Consider the following 22342-nt stretch of genomic DNA (forward strand, 5'->3'; position numbering starts at 1 on the left):
GCGGACGCGGAGGCGCCCCCGTCCGGTGAGCGGACGGGGGCGCCTCGGCGCGCGGCCGGAACGGTCAGCCCACCGTCCAGGTGTCGTTGCCCGCCAGCAGCGTCGCCAGGTCGCCCGGCCCGCGGTGGGCGGCCGCGGTGGCCAACTGGCTCTCCATCAACTCGTCGTAGACCGCCCGCCGGACGTCGCGCAGCACCCCGATCGGGGTGTGGTGCAGGGTGTCCGCGTCGGCGATCCGGGTCAGCGCGAAGGCCGTGGCCGGGCTGTCCGCATGGGCGTCGTGGACCAGCAGCCGCGCCTCGTTCTCCGCGGTGACCGGGGCGGTGAACAGCTCGCCGGCCGGGCCGCGGAAGACCCCGCCGGCCGCGTCCGCGCCGAAGCGGATCGGCCTGCCGTGCTCCAGCCGGATCAGCGCCTCGTCCCGGGTGCCGGCGTCCTTGAGCACCTCGAAGGCGCCGTCGTTGAAGATGTTGCAGTTCTGGTAGATCTCCACCAGCGCGGTGCCCTCGTGCTCGGCCGCCGCCCGCAGCACCGACTGGAGGTGCTGGCGGTCCGAGTCGATGGTGCGGGCCACGAAGGAGGCCTCGGCGCCGATCGCCAGCGACAGCGGGTTGAACGGCGCGTCCAGCGAGCCCATCGGGGTGGACTTGGTGATCTTGCCGAGCTCGCTGGTCGGCGAGTACTGGCCCTTGGTGAGGCCGTAGATCCGGTTGTTGAACAGCAGGATCTTCAGATTGACGTTCCGCCGCAGCGCGTGGATCAGGTGGTTGCCGCCGATCGACAGCGCGTCGCCGTCCCCGGTCACCACCCAGACGCTCAGGTCCCGCCGGGAGGAGGCCAGCCCGGTCGCGATGGCCGGCGCCCGGCCGTGGATCGAGTGCACCCCGTAGGTGTTCATGTAGTACGGGAAGCGCGAGGAGCAGCCGATGCCGGAGACGAACACCGTGTTCTCGCGCCGGATGCCGAGCTCCGGCATGAAGGACTGCACCGCCGCCAGGATCGCGTAGTCCCCGCAGCCGGGGCACCAGCGCACCTCCTGGTCGGTCTTGAAGTCCCGGGCGCTCTGCGGCCCTTCGGCCTTCGGCACCAGCTTCAGGGACGGGAAGCCGCGCCCCGCGGAGTCGACGTCGCTCATCGGTGGTCCTCCTCGTCCAGGCTGCCGATCGCCGCCGACAGCACGTCCGCCAACTGCGCCGCCTTGAACGGCAGTCCGCGCACCTGGTTGTAGGACTCCGCGTCCACCAGGTACTTCGCCCGCAGCAGCAGCGCGAGCTGCCCCAGGTTCATCTCCGGCACGATGACCTTCTCGTAACTGCGCAGCACCGCGCCCAGGTTGGCCGGGAACGGGTTGAGGTTGCGCAGGTGCGCCTGGGCGACCTCGCCGCCGTCCGCGCGCACCCGGCGCACCGCCGCGGTGATCGGGCCGTAGGTCGAGCCCCAGCCGAGCACCAGCACCCGGGCGTCGCCGGTCGGGTCGTCCACCTCGACCGGCCGGACCGTGATGCCGTCCACCTTCGCCTGCCGGGTGCGCACCATCAGGTCGTGGTTGGCCGGGTCGTAGGAGATGTTCCCGGTGCCGTCCTGCTTCTCGATGCCGCCGATCCGGTGCTCCAGGCCCGCCGTGCCGGGCACCGCCCAGGGCCGGGCCAGGGTGTGCGGGTCCCGCAGGTACGGCCAGAAGGCACCGTCCTCCCAGTTCGGGCCGGTCGCGAACTTCGGGTCGATCAGCGGCAGTTCACCGACCTCCGGGATCCGCCAGGGCTCCGAGCCGTTCGCCAGGTAGCCGTCCGAGAGCAGGAACACCGGGGTGCGGTAGGTGACCGCGATCCGGGCCGCCTCCAGCGCGGCGTCGAAGCACTCGGCGGGCGTGGCCGGGGCCACGATCGGCACCGGGGCCTCGCCGTTGCGGCCGAACATCGCCTGCAGCAGGTCCGCCTGCTCGGTCTTGGTCGGCAGGCCGGTGGACGGGCCGCCGCGCTGGATGTCCACCACCAGCAGCGGCAGTTCCAGCGAGACCGCCAGGCCGATCGTCTCCGACTTCAGCGCCACGCCCGGACCGGAGGTGGTGGTCACCCCCAGCGCCCCGCCGAAGGCCGCACCGAGCGCCGCGCCGATGCCGGCGATCTCGTCCTCGGCCTGGAAGGTGCGCACCCCGAAGTTCTTGTGCCGGGACAGCTCGTGCAGGATGTCCGAGGCCGGGGTGATCGGGTACGAGCCCAGGTACAGCGGCAGTCCGGAGCGCTCGGCGGCGGCGATCAGCCCGTAGGACAGCGCCAGGTTGCCGGAGATGTTGCGGTAGCGGCCGGGCGGCAGCGCGGCCGGCGCCACCTCGTAGGAGACCGCGAAGGTCTCGGTGGTCTCGCCGAAGTTCCAGCCCGCCCGGAAGGCGCTGATGTTCGCCTCGGCGATCTGCGGCTTCTTGGCGAACTTGCTCCGCAGGAAGGCCTCGGTGCCCTGGGTCGGCCGGTGGTACATCCAGGACAGCAGCCCCAGCGCGAACATGTTCTTCGCCCGCTCGGCGTCCTTGCGGGCCAGCCCGCTCTCCTTGAGCGCCTCCAGGGTCAGCGTGGTCAGCGGCACCCGGTGCAGGTGGAAGCCGTCCAGCGAGCCGTCACCCAGCGGGTCCGCCGGGTAACCGACCTTGGCCAGCGCCCGCTTGGTGAACTCGTCGGTGTTGACGATGATCTCCGCGCCGCGCGGCAGGTCCGGCAGGTTCGCCTTCAGGGCGGCCGGGTTCATCGCCACCAGCACGTTCGGGGCGTCGCCCGGGGTGAGGATGTCGTGGTCGGCGAAGTGCAGTTGGAAGGACGACACCCCGGGCAGCGTGCCGGCGGGGGCCCGGATCTCGGCCGGGAAGTTCGGCAGGGTGGAGAGGTCGTTGCCGAACGCGGCCGTCTCCGAGGTGAACCGGTCACCGGTGAGCTGCATGCCGTCACCGGAGTCGCCCGCGAAGCGGATGATCACCCGGTCGAGTCTGCGAACGGGCTTGTCCCGCCGCTGCGGTGGGCCGCCCGGGGCGAGCGGACCGGCGGGGTCGGCCGCTCCGGGGCGTCCCGCACCGCTGCCGGTACGACCCTCGTCGTCGCCCGACCCGTCCACTGCCTCTGACTGATCGACCTGACTGGTCACTGCCGCGGACCTCCTCGTGGGCACACCACCGCGGGCGCGGCCCCGTGCCCCGTCCGCCTGGTGCACCGGTGGCATCCTATGCGCGCGAACTCGGGCCCGCCGGGAACTCCGACGGGAACCACGGCCGGAATTTCACCCGCCCACGCGGGTACCCCACACCATCACAACGCGCCCGCGCCGGAGATCATTCCGGCCCTCGCGGCGGTGGGACGGCTGTCAGGAGTTGAGGTAGGTGAGCACCGCGAGCACCCTGCGGTGGTCCTCCGGGCTCTGGGCCAGCCCGAGCTTGAGGAAGATGTTGCTGACGTGCTTCTCCACCGCGCCGTCGGAGACCACCAGCTGCTTGGCCACCGCCGCGTTGGTGCGCCCCTCCGCCATCAGCCCGAGCACCTCGCGCTCGCGCGGCGTGAGATTGGCCAGAACGTCGCCCTTGCGGCTGCGGCTGAGCAACTGCTGCACCACCTCCGGGTCCAGCGCGGTGCCGCCCTCGGCGACCCGCACCACCGCGTCGGCGAACTCGCGCACCTCGGCGACCCGGTCCTTCAACAGGTAGCCGACGCCCCGGGTGGAGCCGGCCAGCAGCTCGGAGGCGTACCGCTCCTCGACGAACTGCGACAGCACCAGCACGCCCAGCTGCGGGTAGCGGGCGCGCAGCTCCACGCAGGCCCGCAGGCCCTCGTCGGTGTGGCTCGGGGGCATCCGCACGTCCGAGACCACCACGTCCGGCAGGGCGTCGGCGGCCGCCAGGTCGTGGATCGTCTTCACCAGGGCGTCGCCGTCCCCGACGCCCGCCACGACCTCCAGCCCGCGGTCGGTGAGCAGCCGGGTCAGACCCTCCCGCAGCAGTACGGAGTCCTCGGCGATGACGACGCGGCGCATGGCGACCTTCCGGGCAGGCGTGAGCTGACGGGAGTCAGTCTCCCCCATCCCGGCCGGGCGCCGCGGGCCGAACCCGGGATCACCACCGGACGGTGGCCGACCGGCTCTTCGCCGCCGCCGGACGGTGGCCGACCGGTTCCGCGCCGCCCGGCGGGCGCGGTCACATGGTGCGGATCGCCACCGCGTCGCACAGCCCGTCCAGGGCCGCCTTCGCCGCGCAGTCCGGCAGCGGGGCCAGCAGCGCCCGGGCCTCCTCGGCGTGCCGCAGGGTCTCCCGGCGGGCCCGCTCCAGGGCGGGGTGGGCGCGCAGCAGGCGCAGCGCCTCGGCGTGCAGGTCGTCGTCCGAGAGGTCCTGGGCGAGCAGTTCGCGCAGCCGGACGTCGTCCGGGTCGGACGGGTCGACCGGGGTCTGCTCCACCAGCAGGGTCGGCAGGGTCGGCACGCCCTCGCGCAGGTCGGTGCCGGGGGTCTTGCCGGACTCGTGGCCGTCGCTGGCCACGTCCAGCACGTCGTCGGCCAGCTGGAAGGCGATGCCGATCCGCTCGCCGAACTCGCCCAGGGTGTCCACCACCCACGGCTCGGCGCCGGCCACCAGCGCTCCTATCCGGCAGGAGACCGCGATCAGCGAGCCGGTCTTGCCCTCCAGCACGTCCAGGTAGTGCAGCAGCGGGTCGCCCTCCGGGCCCGGGCCGCGGGTCTCCAGGATCTGGCCGGTGACCAGCCGCTCGAAGGCCTCGGCCTGCATCCGCACCGCCTCCGGGCCGAGGTCGGCCAGCACCTGGGAGGCGCGGGAGAACAGGAAGTCGCCGGTGAGGATGGCCACCGAGTTGTCCCAGCGGGAGTTGGCGCTCTCCGCGCCGCGGCGGACCGGGGCCTCGTCCATCACGTCGTCGTGGTACAGCGTGGCCAGGTGGGTCAGCTCCACCACCACCGCGGCCGGCACCACCCCGGGCGCCCCCGGGTCGCCGAACTGGGCGGCCAGCAGCAGGAGCAGCGGACGGAAGCGCTTGCCGCCGGCCTCGATCAGGTGGCTGGCGGTGACGGTGATGAACGGGACGTCGCTCTTGACGGCCTCGGAGAGCGCCGCCTCCACCGCGTCCAGTCCGACCTGGACGTCCCGGGTCAGGTCGCGGTCCTGCACGGCGAGCCCGAAGGGTCCCACGACGGTCACGAAGACCACTCCTCTGTCCCTGGTCGATCTAGCGGCCTGGTCCCTGAGTGCCGCCGCTGGCCATACAGGCAGGGTATCCGGTCGGGAGTGGATCACTGCACGGGCGTGCGGATCCCGTCATGCCCGAGCCGGAAGCCCTGGTCAGCACGGGTTCGCGGGCGAAGCGGCGGTGGGGGCGAATTCATCCTGGAATAAAGGCCGGAGGCCGGTCCGGCGGATCCGGACCGGCCTCCGGCGAATCGGCCCGGGCCGATTCAGTACGCGAACAGCGAAGCCTTGGACGCGAGGTCCAGGAAGTACTGCGGCAGCAGGCCCAGGCCCAGCGTGACCAGCACCCCGACGCCGATCGCGGTCGCCGTGAAGGCGCTCGGGATCACCACCGTCGGCCCGCCCGGCTTCGGGTCGGAGAAGAACATCAGCACGATCACCCGGATGTAGAAGAACGCGGCCACCGCCGAACTCAGCACACCGACGATCACCAGCGGGGTCGCCCCGCCGGCCGCCGCCGCCTGGAACACCGCGAACTTCCCGGTGAACCCGGAGGTCAGCGGGATCCCGGCGAAGGCCAGCAGGAACAGCGCGAACACCGCCGCCACCAGCGGCGAGCGCCGCCCCAGCCCGGCCCAGCTGGACAGGTGGGTCGCCTCGCCCTTGGAGTCCCGCACCAGGGTGACCACGGCGAAGGCGCCGAGCGTCACGAAGGAGTACGCCGCCAGGTAGAACAGCACCGAGGACAGGCCCTGCTTGTTGACCGCGATCACCCCGGTCAGGATGAACCCGGCGTGCGCGATCGAGGAGTACGCCAGCAGCCGCTTGACGTCCTGCTGGGTCACCGCCAGCACCGCGCCGACCACCATGGTCAGGATCGCCACGCCCCACAGCACCGGCCGCCAGTCCAGCCGCAGGCCCGGGAAGGCCACGTAGAACAGCCGCAGGAACGCCCCGAACGCGGCGACCTTGGTGGCCGCCGCCATGAAGCCGGTCACCGGCGTCGGCGCGCCCTGGTAGACGTCCGGGGTCCAGGAGTGGAACGGCACCGCACCGACCTTGAACAGCAGGCCCACCGCCAGCATCGCCAGACCGGTCAGCAGCAGCGCGTCGGTCCGGGTGCTGGACAGCTGCGCCGGGGTGGTCATCGCCTTGCCGGCGATGACGTCCGCGATGTCGCCGAGCTTCACGCTGCCCGCGTAGCCGTACAGCAGCGCCGTGCCGAACAGGAAGAACGCCGAGGCGAACGCGCCCAGCAGGAAGTACTTGACCGCCGCCTCCTGGGAGAGCAGCCGGCGGCGCCGGGCCAGCGCGCAGAGCAGGTACAGCGGGAGCGAGAAGACCTCCAGCGCCACGAACATGGTCAGCAGGTCGTTGGCGGCCGGGAAGAGGAGCATCCCGCCGACCGCGAACAGGGTCAGCGGGAACACCTCGGTGGTGGTGAAGCCGGCCCGGACCGCGGCCCGCTCCTGCTCCCCGCCGGGGGTGGCGGACGCCTGGGCGGCGAAGGCGTCGGCGGGCACCCCGCCGGCCTTGGGCTCCAGCCTCCGCTCGGCGTAGGTGAGCACCGCGACGACGGCGACCAGCAGGATCACGCCCTGGAGGAACAGCGCCGGGCCGTCCAGCGCCACCGACTCCATCGCCAGCAGGTCGATCCGGGGCGCGCCGTGGCCCTGCGCGGCCAGCACCACCACCGCGACGAAGGCGCCGACCAGGGCGACCAGCGAGAGCGAGACCTGGGTCCAGTGCCGCAGCCGGCGCGGGACGAACGCCTCGACCAGGATGCCGGCCACGGCGGCGGCGAACACCACCAGCATCGGGGAGAGTTGGCCGTACTCGATGTGCGGGGCCGGGATGCCCGACGTGTTGCCGCCGGCGGCGGCGAGCACTGCGCTGGCACTCACTTCTGCTCACCTCCTGAGGTGGCGGCGACCGGGTGGGCCGGCGCCGGGTCGGTCCGGTGGACCTGCGACAGCGTCGCGTCCACCGAGGGGTTGACCAGGTCGGTGAGCGGCCTGGGGTAGACGCCGAGCAGGATCGTCAGCGCCACCAGCGGTGCCACCACGGCGAGTTCGCGGACCTTGAGGTCGGGCATCGACCGGACCCCGTCCTTCACCGGGCCGGTCATGGTGCGCTGGTACAGCAGCAGGGCGTACAGCGCGGCCAGCACGATGCCGAAGGTGGCGACGATCCCGATCGCCGGGTAGCGGGTGAAGGTGCCCACCAGCACCAGGAACTCGCTGACGAAGGGCGCCAGTCCGGGCAGCGACAGGGTCGCCAGGCTGCCGATCAGGAAGGTCCCGGCGAGCACCGGGGCGACCTTCTGCACACCGCCGTAGTCGGCGATCAGCCGGGAGCCGCGGCGGGAGATCAGGAAGCCGGCCACCAGCATCCACGCGGCGGTGGAGAGCCCGTGGTTGACCATGTAGAGGGTCGCGCCGCTCTGCCCCTGGCTGGTCAGGGCGAAGATGCCCATGATGATGAAGCCGAAGTGCGAGATCGAGGCGTAGGCGACCAGCCGCTTGATGTCCTTCTGGCCGACCGCCAGCAGCGCGCCGTAGACGATCCCGATCAGCGACAGCACCAGGATCGCCGGGGCGAAGGTCTTCGAGGCGTCCGGGAACAGCCCGAGGCAGAAGCGCAGCATCGCGAAGGTGCCGACCTTGTCCACCACGGCGGTGATCAGCACGGCGGTGCCGGCCGTCGCCTCGCCCATCGCGTTCGGCAGCCAGGTGTGCAGCGGCCACAGCGGGGCCTTCACCGCGAAGGCGAAGAAGAAGCCCAGGAACAGCGCGTCCTGGGCGGTGCCGGACAGCTTCAGGCTGCCGTCGGCGATCGCGTTGGTCAGCGTCGGCAGGTCGAAGGTGCCCAGGCCCTGCTCCTGGCCGATCACGTACAGGCCGATCACGGCGGCCAGCATCACCAGGCCGCCGAGCAGGTTGTACAGCAGGAACTTGACGGCCGCGTAGGAGCGCTGGCGCGCCGACTCCGGGCCGCCCGCCCGGTCCCCGAAGCCGCCGATCAGGAAGTACATCGGGATCAGCATGGCTTCGAAGAACACGTAGAACAGGAAGACGTCGGTGGCGTAGAAGGAGACCACCACCATCGCCTCGACCGCCAGGATCAGGGCGAAGAAGGCCTGGGTGCGGCGGCGCCCCTCGAAGGTGTCGGGGTCGGCACCGCCGGCCGGCGCGGCCGGGGCCACGGCGGGGGCCGGGTCGGCGTCGTGCCAGGAGGCCAGCATCACCACCGGCACCAGGACCGCCGTCAGCAGCGCGAGCACCGCGCCGATGCCGTCCACGCCCAGCGAGAAACTGATGCCGAAGGAGCGGATCCAGCTGTACGACTCGGTCAGCTGGTAGCGGGCGCCGTGCGGGTCGAAGCGCACCGCCACCAGGGCGGTCAGCGCCAGGGTGACGGCCGAGACGGCCAGCGCCACGGTCTTGGTGGTGCGGCGCCGGGCCTCGCTCGTCCCGGCGGGCAGGGCGGCGGTCAGCACCGCGCCGGCCGCCGGGACGGCGCAGGTGGCGGTCAACAGCGCACTCATGGCCGGCCTCCCCTTGCGGAATCTGCGCGAGTCATCAGACGGACCTCATCAGGAGAGTCGAGGCGACCAGCACCAGCGTGCCGCCGAACATGGAGAGCGCGTACGTGCGGACGAAGCCGTTCTGGACCCGCCGCAGCCGGCCCGACAGTCCCCCGATGAGGGCGGCCAGGCCGTTGACGAAGCCGTCCAGGCCGCGGCTGTCGAAGTAGACCAGGGTCGCGGTGAGCGCCGAGCCCGGCCGCACCAGCACGGCGTGGTTGAAGTCGTCCTGCAGCAGGTCGCGGCGGGCCGCCCGGGTCAGCGGGGAGCCGACCGGCGGCACCACCGGCACCGGCGAGCGCCCGTACATCGCGTACGACAGGCCGACCCCGACCAGCATGCAGACCGTGGTCAGCGCGGTGACGGTCCAGGAACCGAGCGGGGAGTCGCCCTCGCTGTGCCCGGTGACCGGCTCCAGCCAGTGCAGGAAGGAGGAGTTGAAGGCGAACAGCCCGCCCGCGAACACCGAGCCGAAGGACAGCAGGACCATCGGGACGGTCATGGTCTTCGGCGGATCGTGCGGGTGCGGCAGGTTGCCCGCCCCCGCGGCGGAGCCGCTGATGTCACCGGTCGCCTGCCAGCGCTTCTCGCCGAAGAAGGTCAGCAGCATCACCCGGGTCATGTAGAACGCGGTGACCGCCGCGCCGACCAGCGCGCACAGGCCGAGGATCCAGCCCTCGGTGCCGCCCTTGGCGAACGCCGCCTCGATGATCTTGTCCTTGGAGAAGAAGCCCGACAGGCCCGGGAAGCCGATGATCGCCAGGTAGCCGAGGCCGAAGGTGACGAAGGTGACCGGCATGTACTTCCGCAGGCCGCCGTAGTGACGCATGTTCACCTCGTCGTCCATGCCGTGCATCACCGACCCGGCGCCGAGGAACAGCCCGGCCTTGAAGAAGCCGTGGGTCACCAGGTGCATGATCGCGAAGGCGTAGCCGATCGGCCCCAGCCCGGCCGCCATCACCATGTAGCCGATCTGCGACATGGTCGAGCCGGCCAGCGCCTTCTTGATGTCGTCCTTGGCGCAACCGACGATCGCACCGAACAGCAGCGTCACCGCGCCGACCACCACCACGGCGGTCTGCGCGTCCGGCGCCAGGTCGAAGATCGCCGAGGAGCGGGTGATCAGGTAGACCCCCGCGGTCACCATGGTCGCCGCGTGGATCAGGGCCGAGACCGGGGTCGGGCCCTCCATCGCGTCCCCGAGCCAGGACTGCAGCGGCACCTGCGCCGACTTGCCGCAGGCCGCCAGCAGCAGCATCAGGCCGATCGCGGTCAGCTTGCCCTCGCTCGCCTGCTGCGCCCCGCCGAAGACCGGGGTGAAGGCGAAGGAGCCGAACTCCGCGAACATCAGCATGATCGCGATCGACAATCCCATGTCGCCGACCCGGTTGACGATGAAGGCCTTCTTCGCCGCCGTCGCCGCACTCGGCTTGTGCTGCCAGAAGCCGATCAGCAGGTAGGAGGCCAGCCCCACGCCCTCCCAACCGGCGTACAGCAGCAGGTAGTTGTCCGCCACCACGAGCAGCAGCATGGCGGCCAGGAACAGGTTCAGGTACGCGAAGAAGCGGCGCCGGCGCTCGTCGTGCGCCATGTAGCCCACCGAGTACAGGTGGATCAGCGTGCCCACCCCGGTGATCAGCAGCACGAAGGTCATCGACAACTGGTCGAGCCGGAACGAGACATCGGCCTGGAAGCCGTTCACCGGCACCCAGCTGAACAGGTGCTTCGTCACCGCCCGGTGCTCGGCGTCCCGGCCCAGCATGTCCGAGAACAGCGCCAGGCCGAAGCCGAACGAGAGCGCGGCGAGCGCGGTGGCCAGCCAGTGGCCGAACCGGTCCAGGGCCCGGCCGCCCAGCAGCAGCAGTGCGGCGCCGGCCAGCGGGGCCGCCACCAGCAGCGGAATGAGAGAGTTCACCGAAGGTCCTCCGCCTACAGCTTCATCAGGTTGCTGTCGTCGACCGAAGCGGAGTGCCTGGTCCGGAAGATGGAGACGATGATGGCGAGGCCCACCACGACCTCGGCCGCCGCGACCACCATCGTGAAGAACGCGATCACCTGGCCGTCCAGGGTCCCGTGCAACCGGGAGAACGTCACCAGCGCCAGGTTCGAGGCGTTCAGCATCAGCTCGACGCACATGAACAGCACGATCGCATTGCGCCGGATCAGCACCCCCGACGCGCCGATGGTGAACAACAGGGCTGACAGATACAGGTAGTTGACCGGGTTCACTCCGCGCCCTCCTCGTCGGCCGGGTGGTTCGGGACGGGCTCCAGGGGCTTGCGCGGAGCCGCCACCGCCGGCCGCTCCGACGACGGCCGGCCCAGCCAGTCCGCCGTGCTGTTCTCCAGCTCCGCCATCCGCCGCAGCATGGACTGACTGACGTCCCGGACCTGGCCGCGCTCGCGCAGCGTCGCCATCACCGAGTCCTCCGCGACCGTGCCGTCCGGCAGCAGCCCCGGCACGTCCACCGCGTTGTGCCGCGCGTACACGCCCGGCGCCGGCAGCGGCGGCACCTGGAGGTTGTCCCGCACCCGCTGCTCCGCCAGCTCGCGCTGGGTCTTCGGCGGCTTCACGTGCTCCCGGTGGGTCAGCACCATCGCCCCGACCGCCGCCGTGATCAGCAGCGCACCGGTGACCTCGAAGGCCCACACGTAACGGGTGAAGATCAGCCGGGCCAGACCCGGCACGTTGCCCTCGGCGTTCGCCTCGCCCAGCCCGGTGAAGTGGTCCAGCCTCGCGTTGGCGATCCCCGCGATCAGCAGCACCCCGAAGCCCAGCCCGCACAGCACCGCCGCGAACCGCTGCCCCTTCAACTGCTCCTTCAGAGAGTCCTCGCCGGTCACGCCGACCAGCATCACCACGAACAGGAACAGCATCATGATCGCGCCGGTGTAGACCACGATCTGCACCACGCCCAGGAACACCGCGCCCTGCGCCAGGTAGCAGAGCGCCAGCGCCATCATGGTGGCCGCCAGGCACAACGCGCTGTGCACGGCCTTGCGCATCAGCAGCATGCCCAGCGCGCCGCCCACCGCGATCACCGCGAGCACCCAGAACTGGACGGCCTCACCCGTGGAGGTCGTCCCGGCCGCCGCCGCCAGCTGTCCGATCACGGCCGCACCTCCTTCTCCCGGTCGGTCCGCTCCTGCTGGACCGTCCCCGGCGCCGCCGCGGTGATCTCGCCCCGGTAGTACGCGCCCTCGTCGGTGCCCGGGAAGATCGCGTGCGGGCTGTCCACCATGCCCTCGGACAGCCCCACCAGCAGCTGCTCCTTGGTGAAGATCAGGTCCTTGCGGGAGGAGTCCGCCAGCTCGTACTCGTTGGTCATGGTCAGCGCCCGGGTCGGACAGGCCTCGATGCACAGCCCGCACAGGATGCAGCGGGCGTAGTTGATCTGGTACACCGCGCCGTAGCGCTCACCCGGCGAGTAGCGCTCCTCGTCCCGGTTGTCCGCGCCCTCCACGTAGATCGCGTCGGCCGGGCACGCCCACGCGCACAACTCGCAGCCGACGCACTTCTCCAGACCGTCCGGATGCCGGTTCAGCTGGTGCCGGCCGTGGAAACGCGGCGCGGTCGGCTTCTTCTGCTCCGGGTACTGCTCGGTCAGCCGCTTCTTGAACATGGCCTTGAAGGTCACGCCGAAGCCTGCGGCCGGGCCCAGGACCGACGGCCGGTCGGCCCGCTCGGGCCGGCCCGTCTGCTCGGACTCCATCGCGGATCAGCTCCCTTCGGAATGGTCGGCCCCGTTGAGGGCGTCCTGGAGTTGCTTCGGCGCCCGGCTCGGCCGACGCGGCACCGGCGGCAGCACCTGCCCGGGCAGCGGCGGCACCGGGTACCCGCCCGCCATCGGGTCGAACTCGCCCTTCGGAGGCTGCGGCTCCTCCTCCGGCTGCTTGCGCAGGAAGTCCCGGACCAGCGCCAGCAGCAGGATCGCGCCGACCGGCGCACCCACGTACAGCACCACCTCGCCGAAGCCGTACCCCTCGTTGCGCAGCGCCCGCACGCTCGCGATCAGCACCAGCCACACCAGCGAGACCGGGATCAGCACCTTCCAGCCCAGCTTCATGAACTGGTCGTAGCGCAGCCGGGGCAGCGTGCCGCGCAGCCAGATGAAGAAGAACAGCAGCAGCTGGATCTTCAGCGTGATCCAGAGCATCGGCCACCAGCCGTGGTTGGCGCCCGCCCAGAACTCCGACACCGGCCACGGCGCCCGCCAGCCGCCCAGGAACAGGGTCGAGGCCACCGCCGAGACCGTCACCATGTTGACGTACTCGGCCAGCATGAACATCGCGAACTTCAGCGAGGAGTACTCGGTGTTGAAGCCGCCCACCAGCTCGCCCTCGGCCTCCGGCAGGTCGAACGGCGCCCGGTTGGTCTCCCCGACCATCGCGATGATGTACACGATGAACGACACCGGCAGCAGCACCGCGAACCACTTCGGCTGCTGGTGCGCCACGATCTCCGACGTCGACATCGAACCCGAGTAGATGAACACCGCCGCGAAGGACAGACCCATCGCGATCTCGTAGCTGATCATCTGCGCGGCCGAACGCAACCCGCCCAGCAGCGGGTACGTCGAACCCGAGGACCAGCCCGCCAGCACGATCCCGTAGATCCCGATCGAGGCCGTCGCCAGGACGTACAGCAGCGCGATCGGCAGATCGGTCAACTGCAGCGGCGTCCGGGTGCCGAAGATCGACACCTCGTTCCCGGGCGGACCGAACGGGATCACCGCGAAGGCCATGAACGCCGGGATCGCGCAGACGATCGGCGCGAGGATGTAGACCACCTTGTCCGCGCCCTTGACCACCAGGTCTTCCTTCAGCGCCAGCTTCACACCGTCCGCCAGCGACTGCAGCAGCCCCCACGGCCCGTGCCGGTTCGGCCCGATGCGCAACTGCATCCAGGCCACCACCTTGCGCTCCCAGACGATCGCGATCAGCACCGTCAGCACCAGGAACGCGAAGCAGAACACCCCCTTCAACAGCACCAGCCACCACGGGTCCTGGCCGAAGAAGTGCAGCGTCTCGTACGGCTGCGGAGTCGTCATCGGACCTCCCCTTCGCCCTCGGCCCGCGCCGCCGCCGCGGGCTCCGGCCCGGCCGCGGCGATGGTGACCAGATGGCCCACGGTGGTGCCGAGCGCGCGATGGGCGCCACCCGGTGTGGAGTTGAGCGGGACCCAGACCGTGCGGTCCGGGATCGAATCGGTGACCTCCAACGGCAGGGTCAGCGAACCCGCCGGACCGGTCAGCCGCAGCGACCCCGCCGGATCGGCGCCGATCTCCTGCGCCGTCACCGGCGAGACCCGGGCCACCGCCCGGTGCCGGGTGCCCGCCAGATGCGGATCGCCGTCCTGCAGCGACCCCTCGTCCAGCAACAACCGCCAACCCGCCAGCACCGCCTGCCCGGTGGCCGGCCGCGGCAGCACCCCCGGGTGCGCCGCCGGAACCACCCCGCGGTCACCCCGCCACGGCCCGAACCGGTCCAGCTCCAGCCGGGCCGCCCGCACGTCCGGCAGACCCAACCGGGCGCCCAGCGCGTCCGCCAGCATCGCCAGCACCCGCAGGTCCGACTGGAGATGACGGCCCATCTGCTGATCCGGCTTGAGCGCGACCTCGAACATCCGCACCCGGCCCTCCCAGTCCAGGAAGGTGCCCGCCTTCTCCGCCACCGCCGCCACCGGCAGCACCACGTCCGCGCGCTCCGTCACCGCCGACGGCCGCAGCTCCAGCGACACCACGAACGGCACCGCCGCCAGGGCCTCCGCGGCCAGCGCCGGGTCCGGCAGGTCGTCCGGATCCACCCCGCCCACCAGCAGCGCGTCCAGGTCGCCCCGGGCCGCCGCGGTCAGGATCTGACCGGTGTCCCGGCCCGGACGCGAGGGCAGCTCCGCCACCCCCCACACCGCGGCCGCCTCCGCCCGCGCCGCCTCCGCCGCCACCGGACGGCCGCCCGGCAGCAGGCCCGGCAGCGCGCCCGCCTCCACCGCCCCGCGCTCCCCCGCCCGGCGCGGCACCCAGGCCAGCGCCGCACCCGTCGCGTGCGCCAGCCGCAGCACCGCCGTCAACGCCCCCGGCACCGACGCCAGCCGCTCACCCGCCAGGATCACCGCACCCGGCCGGCGCAGCAGCTCCGCCGCCCGCCCGGCCTCGTCGTTCAACGGCTCGTCCGCCGCCAGCGCCGCGAACCACTCCGGCTCCGTCCCCGGCGCCGCCGGCAGCAGCGCACCGCGCAGCTTCGCCAGCCCCCGGGAGGCGAACGCCGCCACCGAGAACACCTTCAGGTCGCCCGCCCTGGACGCCTTGCGCAGCCGCAGGAAGACGATCGGCGACTCCTCCTCCGGTTCGAGACCCGCCAGCAGCACCGCCGGAGCCTGCTCCAGCCGCTCGTAGGTGGGACCGCCACCGTCCAGGTCGACCCCGCGCCCGGCGACCGCCGCGGCCAGGAAGTCCGCCTCCTCACCGCTGTGCGGACGCGCCCGGAAGTCCACGTCGTTGGTGCCCAGCACCACCCGGGCGAACTTCGCGTACCCGTACGCGTCCTCCACCGTCACCCGGCCGCCCGCCAGCACGCCCGTCCGCGCCCCGCGCAGCCCCTCGGCCGCCCGGGCCAGCGCCTCCGGCCAGGAGACCGGCACCAGCTCGCCGTCCTCCCGCACCAGCGGGGAGGTCAGCCGGTCCCGCTGCTGGGCGTACCGGAACGCGAACCGGCCCTTGTCGCAGTTCCACTCCTCGTTCACCGCCGGGTCCTCGCCCGCCAGCCGGCGCAGCACCTTGCCCCGCCGGTGGTCGGTGCGCTGGGCGCAGCCCGACGCGCAGTGCTCGCACACGCTCGGCGAGGACACCAGGTCGAACGGGCGCGAGCGGAAACGATAAGCCGCCGAGGTCAAGGCGCCCACCGGGCAGATCTGGATGGTGTTCCCGGAGAAGTACGACTCGAAGTCGTCCCCCTCCCCGGTGCCCACCTGCTGCAGCGCCCCGCGCTCCACCAGGTCGATGAACGGGTCCCCGGCGATCTGCTGGGAGAACCGGGTGCAGCGCGCGCACAGCACGCAGCGCTCCCGGTCCAGCAGCACCTGGCTGCTGATCGGCAGCGGCTTGGCGTAGGTGCGCTTCATGCCCTCGAAGCGGGAGTCCGCCGCGCCGTTGGACATCGCCTGGTTCTGCAGCGGGCACTCACCGCCCTTGTCGCAGACCGGGCAGTCCAGCGGGTGGTTGATCAGCAGCAGCTCCATCACCCCGCGCTGGGCCTTCTCGGCCACCGGCGAACTCAGCTGGGTGCGCACCACCATGCCCTCGGCCACCGGGATGGTGCAGGAGGCCACCGGCTTGCGCTGGCCCTCCACCTCCACGATGCACTGCCGGCAGGCGCCGGCCGGGTCCAGCAGAGGATGGTCGCAGAAGCGCGGGATCTGGGTGCCGATCGTCTCGGCGGCCCGGATCACCAAGGTCCCCTTGGGGACCCGCACTTCGACGCCGTCGATGGTGAGCGTGACCAGTTCGACCGCGGGCTTCTCGCCCATGGATTCCTCGCCCATGGATTCTCCCGTGGAGGCGGATGGCTCTGTGATCGTCACGCGTGCACCTCCCTTTCGGTGGCGGACTGGTGGCCGGGGCGGGGGCCGTCGGCCCAGACGGTGGAGGCGGCCGGGTCGAACGGGCAGCGGCGCTCGGCCAGGTGCTGCTCGTACTCGGCCCGGAAGTACTGGAGCGAGGAGACGATCGGGCTGGCCGCGCCGTCGCCCAGCGCGCAGAAGGACTTGCCGTTGATGTTGTCGGCGATGTCGAGGAGCTTCTCCAGGTCCCCGTCGACGCCCTCGCCCGCCTCGATCCGCTTCAGCAACTGGACCAGCCAGTAGGTGCCCTCCCGGCAGGGGGTGCACTTGCCGCAGGACTCGTGGGCGTAGAACTCCGTCCAGCGGGTCACCGCCCGCACCACGCAGGTGGTCTCGTCGAAAACCTGCAGCGCCTTGGTGCCGAGCATCGAGCCGGCCGCGCCGACGCCCTCGTAGTCCAGCGGGACGTCGAGGTGCTGGTCGGTGAACATCGGGGTGGAGGAGCCCCCCGGGGTCCAGAACTTCAGCCGGTGCCCGGCCCGGACGCCGCCGCTGAGGTCCAGCAGCTGGCGCAGGGTGACGCCGAGCGGGGCCTCGTACTGGCCCGGGTTGGTGACGTGGCCGGACAGCGAGTACAGCGTGAAGCCCGGGGACTTCTCGGTGCCCAGGCCCTTGAACCACTCCTTGCCCCGGGCCAGGATCGGCGGCACCGAGGCGATCGACTCGACGTTGTTCACCACCGTCGGGCAGGCGTACAGGCCGGCCACCGCCGGGAACGGCGGCCGCAGCCGGGGCTGGCCGCGGCGGCCCTCCAGCGAGTCCAGCAGCGCCGTCTCCTCGCCGCAGATGTAGGCACCGGCGCCGGCGTGCACGGTGATGTCCAGATTCATCCCGGAACCCAGGACGTCCCGGCCCAGCAGTCCGGCCGCGTACGCCTCGGCGACCGCCGCGTGCAGCCGGCGCAGCACCGGGACGACCTCGCCGCGCAGGTAGATGAAGGCGTGCTCGCAGCGGATCGCGTAGGAGGCGATCACCATGCCCTCGATCAGCGCGTGCGGGTTGGCGAACAGCAGCGGGATGTCCTTGCAGGTGCCCGGCTCGGACTCGTCCGCGTTCACCACCAGGTAGTGCGGCTTGCCGTCGTTCTGCGGGATGAACTGCCACTTCATCCCGGTGGGGAATCCGGCGCCGCCGCGGCCGCGCAGGCCGGAGTCCTTGACCAGGGCGATCACGTCGTCCGGGGGCATCGCGAGGGCCGCCTTGAGGCCCTCGTAGCCGTGGTGGCGGCGGTAGGTGGCGAGCGTCCAGGGGCGGCTGTCGTCCCAGGGGTCGGAGAGGACGGGGGTGAGCAGCTTCTCGGCCGGCTCGGCGGAGGTCATCACGCTTCGGTCCCTTCCTGGCCCGTTTCGTCCTGGCCCGTTTCGTCCTGGCCCGTTTCTTCCTGCCGGGGCTCGTCGTGGCGGGGCTCGTCGTGCCGGGGGGCCTCGTGGCGGGGGGCGACGACCTTGGTGCCGCCGGTGCCGGGCAGGGCCTCGCCGCGGGCCAGCCGCAGGCCGGCCAGCGAGGGGGCGCCGCCGGCGCCGGACTCGTCGTTGGCGCCCGGGCGCTCATCGGGGAAGCCGGCCAGGATCCGGGCGGTCTCCTTGAAGCCGCACAGCCGGGCGCCGCGGGTGGGCCGCACCTCCCGGCCGGCCCGCAGGTCGTCGACCAGCTTCCGGGCGCTGTCCGGGGTCTGGTCGTCGAAGAACTCCCAGTTGACCATCACCACGGGGGCGTAGTCGCAGGCGGCGTTGCACTCGATGTGCTCGATCGAGATCGCGCCGTCCTCAGTGGTCCCGTTGTTGCCGATGCCCAGGTGCTGCTGCAGCTCGGCGAAGATCTGGTCGCCGCCGAGCACCGCGCACAGGGTGTTGGTGCAGACCCCTACGTGGTACTTCCCGGCCGGGCGCCGCCGGTACATCGTGTAGAAGGTGGCGACGGCGGTGACCTCGGCGGTGGTCAGGTCCAACCGCTCGGCGCAGAACCGGATCCCGGTCGGGCTGACGAAGCCCTCCTCGGCCTGCACCAGGTGCAGCAGCGGCAGCAGCGCCGAACGGGCCTGCGGGTAGCGGCCGATCAGCTCGGCCGCGTCCGCGGCCAGCCGGGCCCGCACCTCCTCGGGGTACGGCGGGGCCGGCAGCGCCGGCAGTCCCAGGTCGACTTCGGTCACCGGTCCACGCCTCCCATCACCGGGTCGATCCCGGCCACCGCGACGATCACGTCGGCCACCTGGCCGCCCTCGCACATCGCCGCCATCGTCTGCAGATTGGTGAAGGACGGATCGCGGAAGTGCACCCGGTAGGGGCGCGTCCCGCCGTCGCTCACCACGTGCACGCCCAGCTCGCCCTTGGGCGACTCGACCGCCACGTACGCCTGGCCGACCGGGACCCGGAAGCCCTCGGTGACCAGCTTGAAGTGGTGGATCAGGGCCTCCATCGAGGTGCCCATGATCTTGCGGATGTGGTCGAGCGAGTTGCCCATCCCGTCCGGCCCGACCGCCAGTTGGGCCGGCCAGGCGATCTTCTTGTCGGCCACCATCACCGGGCCCGGGCGCAGCCGGTCCAGGCACTGCTCGACGATGCCCAGCGACTGCCGCATCTCCTCCAGCCGGATCAGGAAGCGACCGTAGGAGTCAGCGGTGTCGGCGGTGGCGACCTCGAAGTCGTAGTCCTGGTAGCCGCAGTACGGGTCGGACTTGCGCAGGTCGTGCGGCAGACCGGCGGCGCGCAGGATCGGGCCGGTGGCGCCCAGGGCCAGGCAGCCGGCCAGGTCCAGGAAGCCGACGTCGACCAGGCGGGCCTTGAACACCGGGTTGCCGGTGGCGAGTTTGTCGTACTCGTGCATCCGGGAGCGGAAGGTGCGGACCGCCTCGCGGATCTGGTCGACCGCGCCGGGCGGCAGGTCCTGGGCCAGGCCGCCGGGGCGCACGTAGGCGTGGTTCATCCGCAGGCCGGTGACCAGCTCGAAGACGTCCAGGATCAGCTCGCGGTCCCGGAAGCCGTAGATCATCAGGGTGGTGGAGCCGATCTCCATGCCGCCGGTGGCCAGGCAGACCAGGTGCGAGGCGATCCGGTTCAGCTCCATCATCATCACCCGGATGACGCTGGCCCGGTCCGGGATCTCCGCGGTGATGCCGAGCAGCTTCTCGACCGCCAGGCAGTAGGCGGTCTCGTTGAACAGCGGCGTCAGGTAGTCCATGCGGGTCACGAAGGTGGTGCCCTGGACCCAGTTGCGGAACTCCATGTTCTTCTCGATGCCGGTGTGGAGGTAGCCGATGCCGCAGCGGGCCTCCTTCACCGTCTCGCCGTCGATCTCCAGGATCAGCCGCAGCACGCCGTGGGTGGACGGGTGCTGGGGGCCCATGTTGACGATGATGCGCTCGTCGTCGGCCCGGCCGACCGCCTCCACCACCTCGCCCCAGTCGCCGCCGGTGACGGTGAAGACCCGGCCCTCGGTGGTGTCCCGGGCCTGCGCCTCCTCGGCCGCACCGGGGGCCGCCGTGCGGGCCTCCTGATCGGCGCCTTCGAAGTGCTGAGTGCTCATCAGCTGTACGACCTCCGCTGGTCGGGTGCCGGGATCTGGGCGCCCTTGTACTCGACGGGGATGCCGCCGAGCGGGTAGTCCTTGCGCTGCGGGTGGCCCAACCAGTCGTCCGGCATCATGATCCGGGTGAGCGCCGGGTGGCCGTCGAATACCAGGCCGAAGAAGTCGTAGGCCTCGCGCTCGTGCCAGTCGTTGGTCGGGTAGACGCTCACCACGGAGGGGATCCGCGGGTCGGCGTCCGGCGCGGTGACCTCCAGCCGGATCAGCCGGCCGTGGGTGATCGAGCGCAGGTGGTAGACCGCGTGCAGCTCGCGGCCCTGGTCGCCCGGGTAGTGCACGCCGCTGACGCCCAGGCACAGTTCGAAGCGCAGCGCCGGGTCGTCGCGCAGGATGCGCACCGCCTTCAGGAGGTGGGCGCGCTCGACGTGGAAGGTCAGCTCGCCGCGGTCGACCACGGTCTTCCCGATCACCTCGACCGGGTCCAGGCCCTGCTCCTCCAAGGCGCCCTCGAACTCGTCGGCCACCTCGTCGAACCAGCCGCCGTACGGGCGTTCGCTCGGGCCGGGCAGCACGATCGGGGCGGCCAGGCCGCCGAAGCCGGAGGTGTCTCCGGTACCCTGGGCGCCGAACATGCCCTGGCGGCGGCCGACCACCTCGACCGGGATCTCGCGGACCGGATGCTCGCGGCGGGTCTCGGGTACCTGCTCGTTCATCGCAGCTGCCCCCGCATCTCGCTGATCGGGGTGGCCTTGAGGGCCAGGGCCTCGCCGAGCTCCTCGGCACGGCGCCGGTTCACGCCCAACGGCTCGTGCTGGATCTTGTCGTGCAGCTTCAGGATGGCGTCCATCAGCATCTCCGGACGGGGCGGGCAACCGGGCAGGTAGATGTCCACCGGGACGATGTGGTCGACGCCCTGGACGATCGCGTAGTTGTTGAACATCCCGCCGGAGGAGGCGCAGACGCCCATCGAGATGACCCACTTCGGGTTGGCCATCTGGTCGTACACCTGGCGCAGCACCGGGGCCATCTTCTGGCTCACCCGGCCCGCCACGATCATCAGATCGGCCTGCCGGGGGGAGCCCCGGAAGACCTCCATGCCGAACCGGGCCAGGTCGTAGCGACCGGCGCCGGTGGTCATCATCTCGATCGCGCAGCAGGCCAGACCGAAGGTGGCGGGGAAGAGTGACGCCTTGCGCACCCAACCGGCGGCCGTCTCCACGGTCGTGAGCAGGAAGCCGCTCGGCAGCTTCTCCTCGATTCCCATCAGATCCCTCTCAATGCCCTCAAGTCCTCTGGTACGTCAGTCCTCTGGTGCGTCAGCCCTCTGGTGTGCGGTGCCCTGGTGCGTCGGCGTCCCGGTGCTCCGGCGGGTCGGCGCTCCGGTGGTGCCGGTGCTCCGGCGTCTCCGGCGGTGCGCCCCGCCGGCGTCCGGGGGGACGTCCGGGGGAACGTCCGGCCCGTTCGCGCTTGTCCACCGGTTCACAAGGCGCGGCCGCGAGGTGCGGCGGCCCCGTCGACGGCACCGCGGGGCACGGCGTTCCGACGTCGGCGTCGCACCCGGCCGGCTCAGTCCCACTCCAGGCCGCCGCGGCGCCAGACGTAGGCGTACGCGACGAAGACGGTGGCGATGAACAGGAGCATCTCGACCAAACCGAAGATCCCCAGGGCGTCGAAGGTCACCGCCCAGGGGTAGAGGAAGACGATCTCGATGTCGAAGACGATGAAGAGCATCGCCGTCAGGTAGTACTTGATCGGGAACCGACCGCCGCCCACGGGCTGCGGGGTCGGCTCGATGCCGCACTCGTACGCCTCCAACTTGGCCCGGTTGTAGCGCTTGGGGCCGGTGAGTGAGGCCATCACGACGGAACCGACCGCGAACGCCGCCGCGATGGCACCGAGTACGAGGATCGGTGCGTAGGCATTCATAGCCCCCGCTCCCTCCGTCCAGTCGTCCTTGACTGCAGATCGGAACCGGCGGGTCACGCTGAGGTGAACCCGCGTTCCAGTTCCCGAGATCCACCTCATGTGAGGCAGTTCACAAAGCCTGGAACGAGCGCATCCTATGCCCGGTGGCTTGTGATCTGCGACACGCAGTTCATCGTCATCTTTGTGATCTACGCCACCATGTGAATGGTGGCGAATGTGAACATGCCCAGAGTTGTCAACGCAAAGGAGTCAAATGATCACAAGCAGTCGCAATTATCTTTGAAGCGGCTGGTCAGGGGTGTGTTCCTATATCAACTATGCTCCGGGACTGGCAAATCTCGGGGCTTCATGTTGACGTGTTATAGCGGCTCACTCGGAGGGGTGGTGGAGGGAGGAACGCTTGCTTGACCCTTCGTTCACAAGGGGTCGAAGTTCTCGTGGGGTTCCCCTCCCCCTCCCCCTCCCCCACCCGCCCGCCGCCCGCCGCCCGCCGCCCGCCGCCCGCCGCCCGCCGCCCGCCGCCC

Annotated in this window: 18 protein-coding genes; all 18 read right to left on the bottom strand. The window is 71.3% G+C overall.

The annotated features are described in order from the left end of the window. Window positions 1–64: 64 nt before the first annotated feature. The 18 genes from ABTZ03_RS33450 to ABTZ03_RS33535 all read right to left on the bottom strand — a co-directional run bounded on the left by ABTZ03_RS33450 (window position 65) and on the right by ABTZ03_RS33535 (window position 21818). Complete coding sequence (locus ABTZ03_RS33450) at window positions 65–1135, bottom strand: 2-oxoacid:ferredoxin oxidoreductase subunit beta (protein WP_350516910.1); 1071 nt, start codon at window positions 1133–1135, stop codon at window positions 65–67. Then, window positions 1132–3129 carry a 2-oxoacid:acceptor oxidoreductase subunit alpha gene (locus ABTZ03_RS33455; RefSeq protein WP_502894664.1) on the bottom strand — a complete coding sequence of 666 codons (1998 nt, stop codon included), beginning with the start codon at window positions 3127–3129 and terminating at the stop codon, window positions 1132–1134. The genes ABTZ03_RS33450 and ABTZ03_RS33455 overlap by 4 nt, the downstream gene beginning before the upstream one ends. A gap of 216 nt (window positions 3130–3345) precedes the next feature. Next, window positions 3346–4008 carry a response regulator gene (locus ABTZ03_RS33460; RefSeq protein WP_350516912.1) on the bottom strand — a complete coding sequence of 221 codons (663 nt, stop codon included), beginning with the start codon at window positions 4006–4008 and terminating at the stop codon, window positions 3346–3348. Window positions 4009–4168: 160 nt separating this feature from the next. Next, window positions 4169–5179: a polyprenyl synthetase family protein gene (locus ABTZ03_RS33465; protein ID WP_350516913.1), complete on the bottom strand. Its 1011-nt coding sequence runs from the start codon at window positions 5177–5179 to the stop codon at window positions 4169–4171. Between the two features lie 254 nt (window positions 5180–5433). Next, window positions 5434–7071 (bottom strand): NADH-quinone oxidoreductase subunit NuoN, encoded by a 1638-nt coding sequence (gene nuoN, locus ABTZ03_RS33470; protein WP_350516914.1) that lies wholly within the window; start codon window positions 7069–7071, stop codon window positions 5434–5436. Then, window positions 7068–8714: an NADH-quinone oxidoreductase subunit M gene (locus ABTZ03_RS33475; protein WP_350516915.1), complete on the bottom strand. Its 1647-nt coding sequence runs from the start codon at window positions 8712–8714 to the stop codon at window positions 7068–7070. The genes nuoN and ABTZ03_RS33475 overlap by 4 nt, the downstream gene beginning before the upstream one ends. A 34-nt stretch (window positions 8715–8748) precedes the next feature. Then, window positions 8749–10668 (bottom strand): NADH-quinone oxidoreductase subunit L, encoded by a 1920-nt coding sequence (gene nuoL / locus ABTZ03_RS33480; protein WP_350516916.1) that lies wholly within the window; start codon window positions 10666–10668, stop codon window positions 8749–8751. Window positions 10669–10682: 14 nt separating this feature from the next. Continuing rightward, entirely contained in the window at window positions 10683–10982 is a 300-nt protein-coding gene (gene nuoK, locus ABTZ03_RS33485) for an NADH-quinone oxidoreductase subunit NuoK (RefSeq protein ID WP_350516917.1), read from the bottom strand. Next, entirely contained in the window at window positions 10979–11863 is an 885-nt protein-coding gene (locus ABTZ03_RS33490; RefSeq protein ID WP_350516926.1) for an NADH-quinone oxidoreductase subunit J, read from the bottom strand. Before ABTZ03_RS33490 ends, nuoK begins: the two co-directional genes overlap by 4 nt. Continuing rightward, a complete protein-coding gene (gene nuoI, locus ABTZ03_RS33495) occupies window positions 11863–12465 on the bottom strand; it encodes an NADH-quinone oxidoreductase subunit NuoI (RefSeq protein WP_350516918.1) in 603 nt (200 codons plus the stop codon). The genes ABTZ03_RS33490 and nuoI overlap by 1 nt, the downstream gene beginning before the upstream one ends. Window positions 12466–12471: 6 nt before the next feature. Beyond that, a complete protein-coding gene (gene nuoH / locus ABTZ03_RS33500; protein WP_350516919.1) occupies window positions 12472–13803 on the bottom strand; it encodes an NADH-quinone oxidoreductase subunit NuoH in 1332 nt (443 codons plus the stop codon). Then, window positions 13800–16292, bottom strand: coding sequence for an NADH-quinone oxidoreductase subunit G (locus ABTZ03_RS33505; protein ID WP_350516920.1), 2493 nt, complete (start codon window positions 16290–16292; stop codon window positions 13800–13802). Before ABTZ03_RS33505 ends, nuoH begins: the two co-directional genes overlap by 4 nt. Window positions 16293–16327: 35 nt before the next feature. Further along, window positions 16328–17689 carry an NADH-quinone oxidoreductase subunit NuoF gene (nuoF, locus tag ABTZ03_RS33510; RefSeq protein WP_350516921.1) on the bottom strand — a complete coding sequence of 454 codons (1362 nt, stop codon included), beginning with the start codon at window positions 17687–17689 and terminating at the stop codon, window positions 16328–16330. Then, a complete protein-coding gene (nuoE, locus tag ABTZ03_RS33515; RefSeq protein WP_350516922.1) occupies window positions 17689–18519 on the bottom strand; it encodes an NADH-quinone oxidoreductase subunit NuoE in 831 nt (276 codons plus the stop codon). Before nuoE ends, nuoF begins: the two co-directional genes overlap by 1 nt. Then, on the bottom strand, window positions 18516–19892 hold the full coding sequence (locus tag ABTZ03_RS33520) for an NADH-quinone oxidoreductase subunit D (protein ID WP_350516923.1): 1377 nt from the start codon (window positions 19890–19892) through the stop codon (window positions 18516–18518). The genes nuoE and ABTZ03_RS33520 overlap by 4 nt, the downstream gene beginning before the upstream one ends. Further along, window positions 19892–20605: an NADH-quinone oxidoreductase subunit C gene (locus ABTZ03_RS33525; RefSeq protein ID WP_350516924.1), complete on the bottom strand. Its 714-nt coding sequence runs from the start codon at window positions 20603–20605 to the stop codon at window positions 19892–19894. Before ABTZ03_RS33525 ends, ABTZ03_RS33520 begins: the two co-directional genes overlap by 1 nt. Further along, the gene (locus ABTZ03_RS33530) at window positions 20602–21156 is read right to left on the bottom strand and encodes a NuoB/complex I 20 kDa subunit family protein (RefSeq protein WP_031079294.1); all 555 of its coding nucleotides are present in this window, start codon (window positions 21154–21156) and stop codon (window positions 20602–20604) included. Before ABTZ03_RS33530 ends, ABTZ03_RS33525 begins: the two co-directional genes overlap by 4 nt. A 302-nt stretch (window positions 21157–21458) precedes the next feature. After that, window positions 21459–21818 (bottom strand): NADH-quinone oxidoreductase subunit A, encoded by a 360-nt coding sequence (locus tag ABTZ03_RS33535; RefSeq protein WP_030060100.1) that lies wholly within the window; start codon window positions 21816–21818, stop codon window positions 21459–21461. Window positions 21819–22342 lie beyond the last annotated feature (524 nt).

The organism is Kitasatospora sp. NPDC096077 (assembly GCF_040303245.1).
Taxonomy (GTDB): Bacteria; Actinomycetota; Actinomycetes; order Streptomycetales; family Streptomycetaceae; genus Kitasatospora.